The organism is Rhizobium sp. 01N424 (assembly GCF_056399485.1).
Window position 1 is genome coordinate 724,918 of sequence record NZ_JBFTRK010000002.1, and the last position, 15,828, is coordinate 740,745.

The window sequence follows — 15,828 nt, forward strand, 5'->3', positions numbered from 1 at the left end:
TAGCTGATATCAACGGCGTTTCAGTGTGAGTTGCCGGCGCTGTCGTGCCGGGAGGAAAAGATTGCCTGCAGGTTGGGGATGATGATGAATTCCCCTCCCCGTTTGACGAGGCAGTTGATGTAATCGGCGCGCCAGCGCATGCCGACACTCGGCGGTGGTTCGCTCGCCGTCTTTGCGAGCGTGGTGACTTCATTCACCTTGTCGGTCCTGAGGCCGACGAGCGTCTGCTCGCCGTGCAGGTCGATTTCAATAACGATGATGCGGCTGTCGATCGTCGCTTCGGTCGCTTCCATGCCGAAGGCGAGGCGCAGATCGGCAAGCGGGATGACCTTGCCGCGAAAATTGATGACGCTGGCCACGAAGGACTGAGCGCCGGGAACGGCGGTCTCGGGCAGCAGGTCGAGGATTTCCTGGACCATCACGGCTTCGAGCGCGAAGGTTTCGCCATTCATGTCGAATGTCAGAACTTCGACTTCGTCGGCATAGGACCAGAACTGATCCACTCTCTCGGCTACCGCACTCATCCTGCCACCCTCATCTGAGATTCCTGTTGCTGACCGGCGGCTACCAGATGGCCGACGTCGAGAATGAGGGCGACGCTGCCGTCGCCGAGAATGGTTGCGCCCGAGAAGGTCGCAACGTCGTCATGCAGCTTCGACATCGACTTGATGACCGTCTGGTGGTCGCCGATGATCTGATCGACAACGAGGCCGACACGCTCGGTGCCGGTCGAGATGACCACCACCTTCTGGTGAACGTCAGGCTTGGTGCCAGTGCGGAACAGATCGCGAAGCCGCAGGAACGGCACCAGGCTGTCGCGCAGCGAGATGAAGCTCCGCCCGCGCGAACGCAGGTCTTCTTCGAGCGAAAGCTCGAGGCATTCCTCGACCGCCGACAGCGGAATGACGTAGCGGCCGGAGCCGACACGAACGAGCAGACCGTCGATGATCGCCAGCGTCAGCGGAATGCGAAGTGACACATCCGAGCCTTCGCCCGGCTTGCTTTCGATATCGATGGCGCCGCGCAGCGCCTCGACCGTCTTCTTGACGACATCCATGCCGACGCCGCGGCCGGAAAGATTGGTGATCGCCGCGGCCGTCGAGAAGCCCGGCGCGAAGATCAGCTGCAGCAGTTCGGAATCCGACAGCGGCTGGCCCGGCGCAATCAGGCCTGACGACTCCGCCTTGGCACGGACCCGTTCCCGGTTAATGCCGCGGCCGTCGTCCTTGATGGAGATGATCACCTCGCCGCCGGACTGGCGGGCAGACAGTGTCACCGTGCCGGTTTCGCTCTTGCCGGCAGCAAGACGGTCGGCAGGCGTTTCCAGACCGTGATCGATGGAGTTGCGGACCAGATGCACCAGCGGATCGGCAAGGCGCTCGATGACGGTCTTGTCGACCTCGGTGCTCTCGCCTTCGGTGACCAGCTCGATCACCTTACCGGTTTCGCGGGCCAGATCGTGGACAAGGCGGCGGAAGCGCGAGAACAGCGTTGCGACCGGCACCATGCGCAGCACCATCATCGTGTCGCGCAACTCGCCCGACAGACGCTCGATTTCTTCCGAGACGGAGCGCAAGGCAATATCGGCACTGGAGCTGGCAAGCTGGCTGAGACGCGATTGGGCGATGACAAGCTCGCCAACGCGGTCCATCAGCTCGTCGAGACGTTCGGCCGGAACGCGGACGTTTTCCTGCGCCTTGGCCTGGCGGCTGTCGGCGGCAACAGCCGGCGCATCGCGCTTGGCCGGCACCGCTTCGACCGGCTTGAAGGCCGGAGCAGCAGCAGCCAGGGTCGCGGGTGCGGAAATGGCTGCAGGTGCAGGTTCGACGGCCTTCACGGGCTCGGCAGCAAGTGCCGGGGCGTCAACGATATCGACGACTTCGAGCTCCATGTCATCCATTACGAAGATGAAGACATCGTCGATCGACGAACGATCCTGCTCGCTCTTCAGCACCACTTCCCAAGAGACGTAGAGCTCGTTCGGGACCAGCTCGTTCAAGAGCGGGATAGCGGCGGTATTGGCGCGGACGGTGCACTCACCGAGTTCGCGCAGTTCGTCGAGCAGGCCGAGTGGATTGGTGCCGTTGGCCATCGCATTCGACGGCAGGCTGAAACGGATGCGCCAGTGATTAAGCTTCTTCTGCTGTGCTGGTGCGGCGGCGGCCGGAGCAGCGACGGCAGGCGCCGGCTCTTTCACAGCAGCAGAGCCGCCGACAGCTGCCTGCAGCAGGGCAAGCAGCTTCTGTCCGGTATCACCGTGATCGGCATCTGGCTGATCGACGAGGGCGCGCATGTGGTCCTGCGCTGCCAGTACCGCTGCCACCAGTTCGGCGGTCGCCGGTACTTCGCCCTTGCGGACCCGGTCGAAAGCCGTCTCGCAGTGATGCGTGAAGGCGGCGAGGGCCTCGAAGCCGAACATCGCGCCCGAACCCTTGAGCGTGTGCAGGCCGCGGAAGACGGCATCGACGAGACCCTTGTCGTCGAGCTGATGGGTGAGATCGAGAAGGCCCGCCTCGATTGCCTCCAGGCATTCGGCGGCTTCCATGCGGAAGACTGCGACCGGATCGAGCGTGCTCATCTGCCTAAGACCTTCTTGACGATCTTCACCAGGTTCTCAGGATCGAACGGCTTGGTCAGCCAGCCGGTCGCACCGGCGGCCTTGGCGCGCGCCTTCAGATCGGCGTCGGACTCGGTCGTCAGGAAGATGATCGGAACGCCAGCCTGGCTCGGCAGCTTCCGCAGCTCCTCGATCATCGTCAGGCCATCCATAACAGGCATGTTCAGATCGGTGACGATCAGATCGAACTGGGCGGTCTGCGCGGTGGCAAGACCCTCCGCACCGTTGACCGCCTCGGTCACGGCGTAGCCTGCATTGGTCAGCGTGACCTTGGTCGTCAGCCGGATGCTGGCGGAATCGTCGACTGTCAGGATGTTGGCGCTCATGCTGTAACCTCTTTATGCAACCAGAACTTCGCGTCCTCGGCGGTGAAGGCTTCGACGAAGCCGGCCCGTTCGAGAACCTTGAGAAGACGTTCGCCAACAGGCGAGGAGAGTGTCAGGGATTTGCCCAGCGCCTTTGCTTGCCGCCGTGCCGATTCAACCAGCTGCACGAAGCTCAGGTCGGCTTCGGCACCAGCCGGAATCTCAAATACAATCCGCTCATTACTATCGAGCGCCGAAATAATATTCGCACGCAGATCGGATACGTTTCTGATGCTCAGAACATCAGGAAATAATACAGAATCACGGAGTTGATTATCCATGTTCAAGTCAGCCCTCGCGGCATGAGAAATACTTGTATTCCTTTAAAGGACTCTCACGACAGGCTTAACGGGGAGTAAATTCTGGTTGTAACCGATCTGCAATTGGAGCGAGTCGGGACTCCCGAATTTTTACCTAAGATAAGTTGTAGTATGGCTTTCCCGCTCTTTAAAAAACAAAATGAAAACAGTCTGTTATTTTAATATTAGGGCTAAAGCGGACAAAGGGCGCTGGAATCTTTACGCAGCATTAATCACAACGTACGCGAGTCGGAACTGTTTACCCCTCATTTCCATCCTGCCCGTAAAGATAGCACCAGATTTCCAAAAGTTATAAGTAAAGGGAACAGGGTGAAACACGGGGCGGTATCGGCACAGCCGACAATCTTGACGGCGGGCACGGATGTAAGCCGGACGCTGGAAACGGCGCGCAGCCAGGTCGAAGAGCGCTTCCTCGAAGGCGGCACGGTGCTGCTTTCGGTGATGGATGTTCTCAACCGTTTGCTGAATTCCCTCGATAACATCACCAAGGCACTCGACAACAATGAGTCGAGCAATGCCGATGCCGATTTGCGCGCGACCGTCGAGAGCCTGACGGCCCTGCCGGTGACCGAACAGGCCCGCCAGAACGCCCTGACGGTCCTCGCCCAGACCGGCAGCGATCTGCACAAGCACATTGCGGAAATGCAGGAGACCATGCGCTACCTGCGGACCTTTGCGGTGACCGTGAAGATCACCGGTGCCGGCCTTCCCGAATTCGCCGGCTTCGCCCAGGAAATCCTCGAGCGCATCTATTCCGGTACCGAGGAAGTCAATCGCTTCGCCGGCCATCTCGACAGCCTGCAGAAGGAAGTCAAAGTGGCGCTGAGTTTTGGCGTCAATCTGTCGAAGAGCTATTCTGAAACCGTTCCTGCCGTGGCTTCGGCGCTCCGCCAGGATGCGCAGAAGATTGCCGGCCACCGCCAAAATCTTGGCGCCATCGCCCGCGACGTCGGCGCCATCGCACGCGGCGTCCAGTCCAAGGTCGCCTCGACGCTGTCGGCACTGCAGATCGGCGACATCACCCGTCAGCGCATCGAGCATGTGCAGAGCAGCTTTGCCCTGCTCGACGAGTTTCTGGAGGGCGACGGCAAATCGCTCGACGCCGACCAGCGCGAGCGTTTGCGCAACGTCATCAACCACCTGACCGCCGCACAGATGGCGGACATGTGCACCGACTTCCACCGCGACTCGCAGAATGTCGTGCAGACCATCAAGAGCTTCAGCCACGACACACACGAGATCATGAAGCTCCGCGACCAGATGGGCGGCGGCGGCGAAAACAACTTCATGCGCGCCCTGGAATCGAGCGTCTCGGCAGCGCACGAGATCGTCAAGCAGGTCGATGCGGCCACCCGACAGGCGGACCAGGTCAGCCAGTCGACGCTGGGCACTGCTGCCAAACTGTTGGAATCGATCGGCAACATCCGTTCGGTCAAGACCGATATCAATTACATGGCGCTGAACACCAACCTGCGCTGCAGCCGTCTCGGCGAAGAGGGCAAGTCGATCAACGTCGTCACCGCCGAGCTGCGCATCTTTGCCAGCAAGCTCGACGATTCAGCTGACTCCATCGTCAATGGCCTTCCGGCACTGGAAGCGGCCGCCGGCAACATGGCGCCCTCAACCGGCAATTCCGGCGGCCTCGCCGAGAACCTGACGGCCGCCGTCGGCAGCATCCGCTCTGCCGCCAACATGATGGAAGAAGAACTGAAGGTGCTGGCCGAGCACGGCCGCGAGGTCGCAAGCAAGATCACCCTGATGATCGGGAAGCTCGATTTCGAACACGATCTCGGCGACACGCTGGCTCGCTGCGCCACGGTTCTGGAAGATGCCGCCGGTCAGGAAATCGCCTCCATCGACGACATCGCCGAGGCTGTCGCGCCGCTCGATCGCAAGATCTTCAAGCTCTACACCATGGTCCAGGAGCGGCACGTCCACCGCCACATCATCCCGCAAATGGAAGACGAAGCCGCGCCCGCGCTGGTGGCAGCAGCGCCCGTAAGCGCGGGTGGTGACGAAGATCTCTTCGCCGATGCGCTGTTCTAGGAACTACGGCAGCCGGCGGAACTTGTTCGCCCGGTCGATCCCCGCCTTCTGCTGATCGTCCTCGATCCCGAGAAAGAAGTCCTCAAGCTCCGGGTCGGGCAATCCGGCCCGGCGCGACAACACGTACCATTTGGCAGCCTCGATCGGATCGGGCTTGGTGCCGAGCGCATAGATGTAGAGATGCGCCAGCTTGTTCTGCGCCACGACATTGCCGCGGTTGGCGGCAAGCTGCATCCATTCGAAGCCACGCACGAAATCGCGCGGACCGTTCTGGCCATTCACGAGCCAGACAGCCAGATCGACCTGGGCGGTATCGAAACCGGCACGCGCCGCGCGCGCCATCCATTCACGCGTCCGCCGGCGTTTTTCTTCCGGCAGGTCAGGCAAGGTCGAATAGAGTTCGGCAACGGCATATTGCGCGTCGGCGATCCCCTGCTCGGCTGACTTTTCATAGTAAGGCAGCGCCAGCTTCAGCCCCTCCTGTCCGGGATGATCGGATGTCAGGATCTGCGCCCAGTTGAATTGCGCCGAAGAATTGCCGGAATCAGCCGCCTTCTTCATGTAGTCGTCGGCTTTCACCTTGTCGCGCTGCACGATCTCGCCGGCCATCAGCATCAGCGCATATTTGAACATCGCTGCCGCATCGCCGCCCTCGGCCGCCTTGCTGTACCAGAAAGCCGAACTCTTCAGATCGCGGCGCACGCCAAGCCCGGCATATTGCATCTCAGCAACCAGCGTCTGTGCCGAGGGATCGCCAAGCTGCGCCCGCGGCAGCGCAAGCTGCATCGCCGTCAGATAATAGCCGCGCTGATAGGCGCCGTAGGCGTCATCGACGGGTCCGTGGTAATTCTTCTCAGGCGGCAGATCGGGCAGCTTCGCACCCATGCGATCCAGCACACCGAGCCCGGACGAGGGCCGAGTACCCTCTGCGGGGCGGCCCTTCTTCAGCGGCTCGGCATCGCCGCCGACTGGCCGTGTCACCACATTGTCGATCGTCTGCGCGGCAGCAACGTGGGGCAGCGCCACGGCGAGCGTGGCGGCAGCAAGGAAGAATCGGCGCATCTGAACGGCAAGGATCGGCATAAGCGCGACTTCAATCCTCAAACCGTGGCGCTTTTTCGTCAAGAAGTGCGTTGACCTGCGCAACGATCGCAGGCGCCTGAGCCGGATCGGCAAAGACCGCCAGACGGAGGGCGACGAATTCGGCGCCGGATTCGGCAACGACGAGCGCCGAGGCCGGATCCGTTCCGCCCATCACCATGCACGGGATCTCGATCATCGATGCCCACCATTCGCCGAGCGCAACGTTCTTCGGATGCGCCTCCGGCTTGATGTCGCCGTCGAGCTTGCCGAAGAAAATGTAGTCCGGGCGGGCCTCGCCGATCTCCAGCGCCGTATGTCTATCGGTCGCGTTGCCGCCGCCGACGATCAGCTTGTCGGCATATTTGTCGATCGCCTCGGCCAGTGCTGCAGCCGGCTCAGCCATATGCAGCCCGTCAGCCCTCGCCCGTCCGACGATACGGCTGTCGCCCGATATCAGCGCTGCAGCGCCGGCATCCTGGATAACCGGCACAAGTTTCTCGGCATGTTTCTGAAAGGCGCCGTCATCGAGACCGTATTGCGGAACGATCACCGAGGCGACATCGCCGCCCTTCAGCGCGTCGCCGACGATCTTCGTCCTCTCATCGGCATCGGCGATGTCGGGGGCGATCAGAACTAGGCGGCAGCGGTTTTCCGGGTCGGTGGTCATGACGTCTTTCCATTTTCCGCGGATTCCGCCAGCAGGCGGCAACTCCGCACTCGTTTTGTGTGAGTAATTCCGATAGACGGGGCTGGCAAGGGGAGGACTTGAAAAGCATGCTGCCGGAACTGTCATTCTTTTACGCGGCGGTGCCCGCGGTATTGCTCGTCGGGTTTGCGAAGGGCGGCATGGGAGATGCCCTCTCGCTGATCGGCGTGCCTTTTCTGGCACTGGTCGTTTCTCCGGTGGAGGCCGCCGCCATTCTGCTTCCGATCCTCGTTTTCATGGACATCATTTCGCTGATCATCTGGCGCCAGCATGGCGACTGGACGACGCTGAAGATCATGCTGCCTGGCGGCTTGCTGGGTATCGCGTTCGGCTGGGCAACATCGGCGCTCGTTCCTGCAGACGCACTGCGCATCCTTATCGGCCTCGTTATGGTGCTCTTTTGCCTGCGATACTTCTGGAACAATTTCGGCCCCGGTGCAGGCAAAGTCGTCCCGCCGCGCGGCCAGCGCCCGATCCTCGCCAGTGCCTGGGCCACGCTATCCGGATATGGCAGCTTCGTTGCTCATGCCGGCGGTGCGCCCTTCCAGATCTACGCCTTGCCGCTGAAATTGCCGCCGCGCGAATTCACCGGCACCAGCGTTCGTTTCTTCGCAATCCTCAACGCCGTGAAGCTGATCCCCTATTTCGCTCTTGGCCAGCTCGACACCAAGAACCTCGTCACCTCGATGACGCTGCTGCCCTTCGCGCCGCTGGCAACGATCGCCGGCGCCTGGTGCGTGCGCCGCATGAAGCCGGAAATCTTCTATCCGTTCATGTATGCGATGGCGCTGATCGCTGCCTTCCTGATCATCCGTGAGGGTCTCGGCTATTAATCTTCCGAGCGGCTTGCATTGTCGCGGTCGCGCTCGTAGCTGCGAACCCAGGGGAATTTCGGCAGCCATGCCTCGCGGCGGATCGTCCAGAGCTCATAGGCCGGCTTGAACTGGCTGGGTTCATCGAGCGAGCCGAGGTTCAGCTCGATCTCATCGCCGCTGCGGCCGAACACCGGCGAGCCGCAACGCGGGCAGAAGAAGCGCCCGGCATAACTCCCCGTCTCGCCTTGGACCTCGACCGCATCGGCAGGATAGATCGCCGAGGCATGAAACAGGGCGCCGTGATGCTTGCGGCAATCGAGACAGTGGCAAATGCCGACCCGGTATGGGGCACCCGTTGCGACAAAGCGGACGCTGCCGCAAAGGCAGCCGCCGGTGATGCGGTCCATCCTGATCCTCCTCAAAATGAAGCTGAGCAGATATCTAGGGCGGCAGACGGCAAAGGTGCAATTGCGCTTGCTGCACCGCACAATTCCCTTGCCGGAATGCGCCCTTTGCCGTAGCGTTCCGGCATGTCGAGCGCTGACCCTTTCGCCGCGATATCAGATCCGAACCGGCGGTTCCTGCTGGAAGAGCTGAGGCGCGCGCCGAAAACGGTCAACGAACTCGCAGAAGGCCTGCCGATCAGCCGTCCGGCGGTCTCGCAGCACCTCAAGGCGCTCTTGGACTCCAACCTCGTTTCCGTGACATCCGAAGGCACACGCCGTATCTACGCGGTCAACAACCGCGGCTTCGACAAGCTCAATCTCTGGCTGGATCAATTCTGGGCCTAGCGCCCGCCTTACATAAAAAATGCGCCAGTCCAACTCCGCACTGAATGGACTGGCGCATGATGTCTTGGGATCGGCTCTGTCTTGCTAAACCTTTTGAAAGATTATGTTTATGTCCTTATGGACCGCAATTGACCGAGCAATGATCTCTCAATTATTCGATTAGTGAACGGAAGATTTCAGACGTTGGATCTCGTCTTTGATACGCAGTTTCCTGCGCTTGCACTCCGCAATGTCTGCGTCTCTTTTGGAGGGAGCTGTCATCAGCGAATGTAACTCTTCCTCCAGAGCTACATGCTTCTTCTGTAGTGACTCAAGATGAGCTTGAACAGTCATTAGACCCTTCCTTCCTCTTGCCTTCCCCAGCCATCCATCGCTGGAGTTCTAGGCGTCAACCTTTCGACTGTGACATATTTTTGAAGGCTTGTCGAAGGCGAAAACATGGTGTGTCGATGGCAAATTCATGATCAACACTAACTTCCCGTTACCGCTATTTGGTGATAGGAGCTTGCGGAAATCATCGGCAGACCGGACAACGTCCGAAGACGATAATGGGGAATGTAAATGGCCGATCAGGAACAGGCGGAAGTCAGGCTCATCGCGGCTCGCCTGCGTCAGGAACACGAAGATTATGATGCCGCGATCAATGCCATGATTGCCACCGGCTGCGATGCTCTGCGCGTTCAGCGCATGAAGAAGAAGAAGCTTGTGATCAAGGACAAGCTGTCGAAGCTCGAGGATCAGATCATCCCGGATATCATCGCCTGAAGAGGACGTGCCGTTGACGATGACAGACAGACCACCCGTTGCCATCATCATGGGTAGCCAATCCGACTGGGAAACCATGAAGAACGCTGCCGACACGCTCGAGGCGCTCGAGATCCCCTACGAGGCGCGCATCATCTCCGCCCACCGCACGCCAGACCGGATGGTCAGTTTCGCCAAGGGTGCTCGCGACGAAGGTTTCAAGATCATCATCGCCGGCGCTGGCGGTGCGGCCCATCTTCCGGGCATGACGGCCGCCTTCACCCCGCTTCCGGTCTTCGGTGTACCGGTGCAATCCAAGACGATGTCCGGCCAGGACAGCCTGCTTTCGATCGTGCAGATGCCGGGCGGCATCCCGGTCGGCACGCTGGCGATCGGCAAAGCCGGCGCGATCAACGCCGCCCTGCTGGCCGCTGCCGTTCTTGCCCTTTCTGACGAAGACATTGCCGATCGCCTCGATGAATGGCGCGCACGCCAGAGCGGTGCGATCGCTGAATACCCCATGGACGACAGATGAACGCAAAGACAATCGGCATCATCGGTGGCGGCCAGCTGGGTCGCATGCTGGCAATGGCTGCCGCCCGCCTGAATTTCCGCACGGTCATTCTGGAGCCGCAGGCCGATTCCCCGGCAGCCCAGGTCGCCAACCACCAGATCACCGCCGCCTATGACGATCCGGCAGCGCTTGCCGAGCTCGCCAGCCTCTGCGACGTCGTCACCTATGAATTCGAGAATGTGCCCGTCGCCGCCGCCGAGACGCTGGCCGCAAGCGTCCCGGTCTATCCGCCGCCGAAGGCATTGGAAACCGCCCAGGATCGTCTGGTCGAAAAGCGCTTCATCAATGACTGCGGCATTCCGACGGCCAAGTTTCACGCGATCGACAGTCAGGCCGACCTTGAGGCGGCGCTGAAGGATTTCGGTGGCCAGGGGGTCCTGAAGACCCGGCGCCTCGGCTACGACGGCAAGGGCCAGAAAGTGTTCCGTTCGGCAGCCGACAGCGCCGAAGGCGCCTTTGCAGCGCTCGGTGGCGTGCCGCTGATTCTGGAAAGCTTCGTCGCCTTCGAGCGCGAAGTGTCGATCATCGCCGCCCGCGCGACTGATGGCACGGTCGTCGCCTTCGATCCGGCAGAGAATATCCACAGAAACGGCATTCTCCACACCTCGACGATCCCGGCCTCGATTTCCGATGCCACGGCAAAGGCTGCCCGCCAGGCCGCGGATGCAATCCTGACCTCTCTCGGCTATGTCGGCGTCATCGGTATCGAGTTCTTCGTGCTCGCCGACGGCAGCCTGATCGCCAACGAGATGGCGCCGCGCGTCCATAATTCCGGCCATTGGACAGAGGCCGCCTGCGTGGTTTCCCAGTTCGAGCAGCATATCCGGGCCGTCGGCGGGCTGCCGCTCGGCGATGCCGGCAGGCATTCGGATTGCGTGATGCAGAACCTCATCGGCGATGATATATTGACCGTTCCGGACTGGCTGAGGCGCAAGGATGCACTCGTCCATCTCTACGGCAAGACCGAGTCCCGCCCTGGCCGCAAGATGGGCCATGTGACGGTGCTGACGGCGAAAACCTAGGATTTTGCCGGATAAAAGGCCTTCATGTGGTTGACACAGGAATGCCATCGGGTTATCTGCCTGCCCAACCTAAAGGCGCGCCACGAGCGCGCTTTTGAATGTTTGAAGATACGGGCGAATGTGAAATTCCCCCCAGAGATCGCGGATCAGAAAAATGAAGATCAAGAATTCGCTCAAGTCGCTCAAGGCTCGTCACCGTGACAACCGTCTGGTTCGCCGCAAGGGCCGCATCTACATCATCAACAAGCTGAACCCGCGCTTCAAGGCTCGTCAGGGCTGATTGCGCGTTCCGGAAGCGATTGACGGCGTAGCCGCTTGATCGCTCATTTCCGGTGGGTCGCTTTGGTGATCACGTCAAATTTTCTTTGATCTTGTGTGATGGCGGGCTACATTGTCCGCCATGCGCTTTTTTGCTTTGCTCTTGGCGGCCGCGCCGCTCGCCACCGGTTTCCTTGCTCCTGCCTTCCCCGCCGAAAGCGCCGAGAAGGACGTCATCGTCGAGCAGCCGGATACCAACGCCTCCCCGAAGCAGAGGCTCGACAATCTCTACGCCCAGCTGAAACGCGAACGTGACCCCGAAAAGGCCAACGGCATCGCGCAGGAAATTCGCACGGAATGGAACGATTCCGGCAGCGCCACCGTAAACCTTCTGATGCAGTGGGCCGACAAGGCGATCGAGGACAAGCGCAGCGCCGCCGCCCTCGACTTTCTCGACCAGGCGATTGCCCTGAAGCCGACCTATGCCGAGAGCTGGAACCGTCGCGCCACGCTCAACTACGCCTCGGGCAACTATCGCAAGTCGATGTCGGACATCGAGCATGTGCTGGATCTCGATCCCCGTCACTTCGGCGCGCTATCAGGCATGGCAGCAATTCTGAACGACACCGGTAACGACCAGCTGACGCTGAAGGCATGGGAACGCTTCCTGGATGTCTTCCCGGCAAACCGCACGGCGCAGGAGCAGGTGAACACGCTCTCCGAAAAACTGGCGGGCAGCCGCACCTGATCTTGACGCCGGCCGCAACAGCCCAATTTTAGGAAACAGTCACAGAGTTCACCACCGGTCCGTCCATGCTTGCCGACGTTTCCGCCCTTCTTGCCCCTCTCGCCGCCGCGATCGGCTACAGCTCCTTCAAGGCCCGGCAGTTCGAGCAGGCTTTCCCCAATATCGGCGAGCTGACCGATATCGGCGGCTATCGCATGAACGCCCTGCATATCCCGCGTCCAGACACCGCCGACCTGCCGGCGATCGTCTTCATTCATGGCGCCAGCGGCAATCTGCTGGATCAGACCGGTGCCTTTCTGCGGCCTCTGCAGGGCCGCGCCGAAATGCTCTTCGTCGATCGCCCCGGACACGGCTACTCCGAGCGCGGTGGCCCCGAAAATGCCGTGCCGTCCGGCCAAGCGGCGGCCATCGCCCGGCTGATGGAAAAGCGCGGCATCGAGAAGGCGATCATCGTCGGCCATTCCTTCGGCGGCGCCATCGCCGCCGCCTTCGGCGTCCATCATCCGGAGAAGACGGCGGGGCTGCTCTTCCTTGCGCCGGCGACCCACCCGTGGCCGGGCGGCGTGGACTGGTACTATCACGCTGCAACCGCCCCGCTGTTCGGCTGGCTCTTCAATCACGCGCTCGTTGTGCCAATGGGATTGCGGCGGCTGGAACAGGGCACGATGAACGTCTTCCGGCCAAACGTCCGCCCGGCTGACTATATCGCCAGTACCGGCCCGTCACTGGTCCTGCGGCCCGGCACCTTCCACAACAACGCCACGGATTTCACCCGCCTGTTCGGCTATCTCAAGGCCGAGTCCCATCGCTACAGGGAGATCACCGCGCCGACCGTCATCATGACCGGTGACAGCGACGACATCGTCTGGGAACACCTGCACTCCCAAGGCCTCGCCCGCGATATCGCCGGCTCGGAACTGGTGACCATCCGGGGCGTCGGTCACAAGCCGGATTATCTGGCGACGGATGTGGCCATCGCCGCGTTGGAAAAGATTGCAGGCATGCCGCGCGATCTGCAGGCAGCCGCCCGTATCGCCGAAGAGCGGCTGACCGGCGATATCGTTGCGACCGCCAACTGAAAGCCTTGCACCCGGCGCAGGCCGAACCATATCACACCCCATAGTTTATTCTTTGGAGGGGATATCATGGATCGGCTGCAAGCCCGGACCGTCTCGCTTTTCACCGCTTTCGCCTTCGCGCTCGGCCCGGTCACCGTGCATGCCGCTTCGCCTGCCCCGGTAGAGGGCGAGCATGGCATGGTCGTCACGGCCCAGCATCTGGCGACCGATGTCGGCGTCGAGGTTCTGAAGAGCGGCGGTAATGCCGTGGATGCAGCTGTGGCCGTCGGTTATGCGCTCGCTGTCGTCTATCCCACCGCCGGCAATATCGGCGGCGGCGGCTTCATGACGATCCGCATGAAGGACGGCAAAAGCACCTTCCTGGACTTCCGCGAACGCGCACCGCTCGCCGCCACCAAAACCATGTATCTCGATGCCAAGGGCGATGTCGTTCCCCGCGCCAGCCTCGACGGCTATCTCGCGGTCGGCGTACCGGGATCGGTGATGGGCTTCGAGACCGCGCGCGAAAAATACGGCACCAAATCCCGTGCCGACCTGCTCGCTCCGGCGATCGCTTTCGCCAAGGACGGCTTCACCTTTGAGCAGGGAGATGCAGCCTCGCTTGCCGGCAGCGCAAAGCGCCTCGCCAAAGACGAGGCGGCTGCCAAGATCTTCCTGAAGCCCGATGGCAAGCCTTATGCAGAAGGCGATAAGTTGGTGCAGCCGGAACTCGGCGCCGTACTCCAGGCGATCTCCGAGAAAGGCCCCGACGCCTTCTACAAGGGCACCCCGGCAGACGCGATCGTCAAGGCCAGCCAGTCAAAGGGCGGCATCCTCGCCAAAGAAGATTTCGAGCAATATTCGGTCCGCGAACTGAAGCCGATCGAATGCAATTACCGCGGCTACGACATCATCTCCTCGCCCCCGCCCTCCTCCGGCGGCGTCATCATCTGCGAGATCCTCAACGTTCTCGAAGACTACCCGCTCTCCTATCTCGGCTACGGCTCGGCCGAGACGGTGCATGCGATGGTCGAGGCGATGCGCTACGCCTATGTCGATCGCAACGCTGCACTTGGCGATCCTGACTTCATCGACAATCCGGTTTCCAAGCTTCTCGACAAGGCTTATGCCACCGAGATCCGGGAGAAGATCGATCCCTACAAGGCCGGAAAATCAGCCGATCTGAAACCGCTCGGCGGCAAGGAAAGCACCGAGACGACCCACTATTCGATCATCGACGACGAAGGCAACGCCGTTGCGGTGACGTACACGCTGAACGGCTCCTTCGGCGCCGGTGTAGTGGCGCCGGGCACCGGCATCCTCTTGAACAACGAGATGGACGACTTCACCTCCAAGCCCGGTGTGGCGAACCTCTACGGCCTCGTCCAGGGCGAAGCCAACGCCATCGCCCCGAAGAAGACGCCGCTCTCCTCGATGAGCCCGACGATCATTACCAAGGACGGGAAGCCCTTCATGGTGATCGGCAGCCCGGGCGGCTCGCGGATCATCACCATCACGCTCGAAGCGATCCTCAATGTCATCGATTTCGGCATGGACATCAGCCAGGCGGTGAATGCCCCGCGCATCCATCACCAATGGCAGCCGGACAAGGTCTATCTCGAGCCCTATGCACTGTCGCCGGACACCGAAAAAGCGCTCGCCGCCATGGGCTACAGCTTCGACGGCGGCAACGACGCACCGCTCTGGGGCCAGGCCGCCGGCATCCTCGTCGGCGGCAAGAGCCTCGCCGATATCGAGAAAGGCGGCGGCTCGCGCTACTATGGCGCCATGGACAGCCGCGCTGCGGAAGGTTCGGCCAAGGGCTATTGATCAGCGGATCCGGGCGCGGACATAGTCGCCCCGGATCGTCACCTGCGGCTTTGCCCCCGGCACGCTCGGCGTCAGGGTATCGACCAACGACGCCTTGGCCATCACCGTGTAATCGACTGGTACATGCTCCCCAAAGCCAATATAGGCATCGAGCGACTGCGCCTCGATACCTATCGTTTCGTCCCGGGTGATCGAGGCATAGGTAAGGTTCGCCCGTACCGCGGTTCCTGCGATGTCGATCTCCGATGCGTGACCGTTGAGTGTGATATCCGCAGCCTTGCCCGATGTCCGAAACGCGGAAAAGTTTCCATCAAGCCTTGCCATGAAGGCATGCTGATCAATCGACACGGCCGCACCCGCAGGCACGTTGGCGGAAACTTCAGGCGTGCAATCGGCAATGTCGCTCCACGCCGAGACGCCGACATCGATCGTCATCGCCGTGCCGTCGATCCGCACCCGGCTTTCATCCTTGCAGGCATTGAAGAACCAGCTCGAGTACCAGGATGAGAACCAGCCGCTGCGGCGGCCGGATGTGACGGCTTCATAGGGCTTCCCGGCATCGGTGGTGATCCTGATCGAGCTGGAATCGCCCTGGATGACGATAGAGCGGACCTTGGTGATGTCGAAGATTTCGCCCGGCGTGTTCGAGCCACCCAATGCGGAAACGAGGCTCATGAAGAAAAGCGGTATGGAAAGGATGATGGTCATCGGTTGCTCCCTGTTTGACACCGGTCGATCCGGCGCAAGCAAAGGTGAGGTCCGACACGCTTTCTTGAGACCTTGATCGTGTTCCGGGTCGCCCGCAATTGCGATCAAGGCCAATCTCATGCTCATATTGACGAGATAAATGT

The 15,828-nt window shown here is 61.1% G+C and carries 19 protein-coding genes; 10 read left to right on the plus strand and 9 right to left on the minus strand.

Annotation, left to right across the window (positions count from 1 at the left end):
- Positions 1-20 precede the first annotated feature (20 nt).
- From AC1DNK_RS09330 to AC1DNK_RS09345, 4 genes are read right to left on the minus strand one after another with little or no spacing between them, the layout of a single operon-like run.
- Positions 21-524 carry a chemotaxis protein CheW gene (locus AC1DNK_RS09330; protein WP_112385490.1) on the minus strand — a complete coding sequence of 168 codons (504 nt, stop codon included), beginning with the start codon at positions 522-524 and terminating at the stop codon, positions 21-23.
- A complete protein-coding gene (locus tag AC1DNK_RS09335; protein WP_477940622.1) occupies positions 521-2,578 on the minus strand; it encodes a chemotaxis protein CheA in 2,058 nt (685 codons plus the stop codon). The genes AC1DNK_RS09330 and AC1DNK_RS09335 overlap by 4 nt, the downstream gene beginning before the upstream one ends.
- On the minus strand, positions 2,575-2,943 hold the full coding sequence (locus tag AC1DNK_RS09340; protein WP_112385492.1) for a response regulator: 369 nt from the start codon (positions 2,941-2,943) through the stop codon (positions 2,575-2,577). The genes AC1DNK_RS09335 and AC1DNK_RS09340 overlap by 4 nt, the downstream gene beginning before the upstream one ends.
- Positions 2,940-3,269, minus strand: a complete 330-nt coding sequence (locus AC1DNK_RS09345; protein WP_442210093.1) for an STAS domain-containing protein — start codon at positions 3,267-3,269, stop codon at positions 2,940-2,942. Before AC1DNK_RS09345 ends, AC1DNK_RS09340 begins: the two co-directional genes overlap by 4 nt.
- Positions 3,270-3,611: 342 nt before the next feature.
- Between AC1DNK_RS09345 and AC1DNK_RS09350 the strand changes: the two genes are divergently transcribed.
- Positions 3,612-5,348: a chemotaxis protein gene (locus AC1DNK_RS09350; RefSeq protein ID WP_477940623.1), complete on the plus strand. Its 1,737-nt coding sequence runs from the start codon at positions 3,612-3,614 to the stop codon at positions 5,346-5,348.
- Positions 5,349-5,351: 3 nt separating this feature from the next.
- Here AC1DNK_RS09350 and AC1DNK_RS09355 read toward each other — a convergent pair whose 3' ends face one another.
- Both AC1DNK_RS09355 and AC1DNK_RS09360 read right to left on the minus strand, forming a co-directional pair.
- Complete coding sequence (locus AC1DNK_RS09355; RefSeq protein ID WP_477940624.1) at positions 5,352-6,431, minus strand: tetratricopeptide repeat protein; 1,080 nt, start codon at positions 6,429-6,431, stop codon at positions 5,352-5,354.
- A gap of 10 nt (positions 6,432-6,441) precedes the next feature.
- Entirely contained in the window at positions 6,442-7,098 is a 657-nt protein-coding gene (locus AC1DNK_RS09360; protein ID WP_477940625.1) for a thiamine phosphate synthase, read from the minus strand.
- A gap of 107 nt (positions 7,099-7,205) precedes the next feature.
- Here AC1DNK_RS09360 and AC1DNK_RS09365 point away from each other — a divergent pair, with 107 nt between their 5' ends.
- Entirely contained in the window at positions 7,206-7,970 is a 765-nt protein-coding gene (locus AC1DNK_RS09365) for a sulfite exporter TauE/SafE family protein (protein WP_310297598.1), read from the plus strand.
- On the opposite strand, the gene AC1DNK_RS09370 is transcribed toward AC1DNK_RS09365, so the two are convergent.
- Complete coding sequence (locus AC1DNK_RS09370; protein WP_477940626.1) at positions 7,967-8,359, minus strand: GFA family protein; 393 nt, start codon at positions 8,357-8,359, stop codon at positions 7,967-7,969. The genes AC1DNK_RS09365 and AC1DNK_RS09370 overlap by 4 nt on opposite strands.
- Positions 8,360-8,482: 123 nt before the next feature.
- On the opposite strand from AC1DNK_RS09370, the gene AC1DNK_RS09375 reads away from it, so the two are divergent.
- Positions 8,483-8,743: an ArsR/SmtB family transcription factor gene (locus AC1DNK_RS09375; RefSeq protein WP_112385499.1), complete on the plus strand. Its 261-nt coding sequence runs from the start codon at positions 8,483-8,485 to the stop codon at positions 8,741-8,743.
- A 159-nt stretch (positions 8,744-8,902) separates the two neighbouring features.
- Here AC1DNK_RS09375 and AC1DNK_RS09380 read toward each other — a convergent pair whose 3' ends face one another.
- Positions 8,903-9,076, minus strand: coding sequence for a YdcH family protein (locus AC1DNK_RS09380; protein WP_112385500.1), 174 nt, complete (start codon positions 9,074-9,076; stop codon positions 8,903-8,905).
- A gap of 228 nt (positions 9,077-9,304) precedes the next feature.
- Here AC1DNK_RS09380 and AC1DNK_RS09385 point away from each other — a divergent pair, with 228 nt between their 5' ends.
- The 7 genes from AC1DNK_RS09385 to ggt all read left to right on the plus strand — a co-directional run bounded on the left by AC1DNK_RS09385 (position 9,305) and on the right by ggt (position 14,977).
- Positions 9,305-9,508 carry a YdcH family protein gene (locus AC1DNK_RS09385; RefSeq protein WP_112385501.1) on the plus strand — a complete coding sequence of 68 codons (204 nt, stop codon included), beginning with the start codon at positions 9,305-9,307 and terminating at the stop codon, positions 9,506-9,508.
- Positions 9,509-9,527: 19 nt separating this feature from the next.
- Positions 9,528-10,022 carry a 5-(carboxyamino)imidazole ribonucleotide mutase gene (purE, locus tag AC1DNK_RS09390; RefSeq protein WP_477940627.1) on the plus strand — a complete coding sequence of 165 codons (495 nt, stop codon included), beginning with the start codon at positions 9,528-9,530 and terminating at the stop codon, positions 10,020-10,022.
- A complete protein-coding gene (locus AC1DNK_RS09395) occupies positions 10,019-11,083 on the plus strand; it encodes a 5-(carboxyamino)imidazole ribonucleotide synthase (RefSeq protein ID WP_477940628.1) in 1,065 nt (354 codons plus the stop codon). Before purE ends, AC1DNK_RS09395 begins: the two co-directional genes overlap by 4 nt.
- A 154-nt stretch (positions 11,084-11,237) precedes the next feature.
- Entirely contained in the window at positions 11,238-11,363 is a 126-nt protein-coding gene (gene ykgO, locus AC1DNK_RS09400) for a type B 50S ribosomal protein L36 (protein ID WP_003566454.1), read from the plus strand.
- A gap of 111 nt (positions 11,364-11,474) precedes the next feature.
- The gene (locus AC1DNK_RS09405; RefSeq protein ID WP_477940630.1) at positions 11,475-12,089 is read left to right on the plus strand and encodes a hypothetical protein; all 615 of its coding nucleotides are present in this window, start codon (positions 11,475-11,477) and stop codon (positions 12,087-12,089) included.
- Positions 12,090-12,154: 65 nt separating this feature from the next.
- Positions 12,155-13,168 (plus strand): alpha/beta fold hydrolase, encoded by a 1,014-nt coding sequence (locus AC1DNK_RS09410; RefSeq protein ID WP_477940632.1) that lies wholly within the window; start codon positions 12,155-12,157, stop codon positions 13,166-13,168.
- A gap of 66 nt (positions 13,169-13,234) precedes the next feature.
- Entirely contained in the window at positions 13,235-14,977 is a 1,743-nt protein-coding gene (ggt, locus tag AC1DNK_RS09415) for a gamma-glutamyltransferase (protein ID WP_477940633.1), read from the plus strand.
- On the opposite strand, the gene AC1DNK_RS09420 is transcribed toward ggt, so the two are convergent.
- Positions 14,978-15,685 (minus strand): hypothetical protein, encoded by a 708-nt coding sequence (locus AC1DNK_RS09420; protein ID WP_477940634.1) that lies wholly within the window; start codon positions 15,683-15,685, stop codon positions 14,978-14,980.
- Positions 15,686-15,828: the final 143 nt, after the last annotated feature.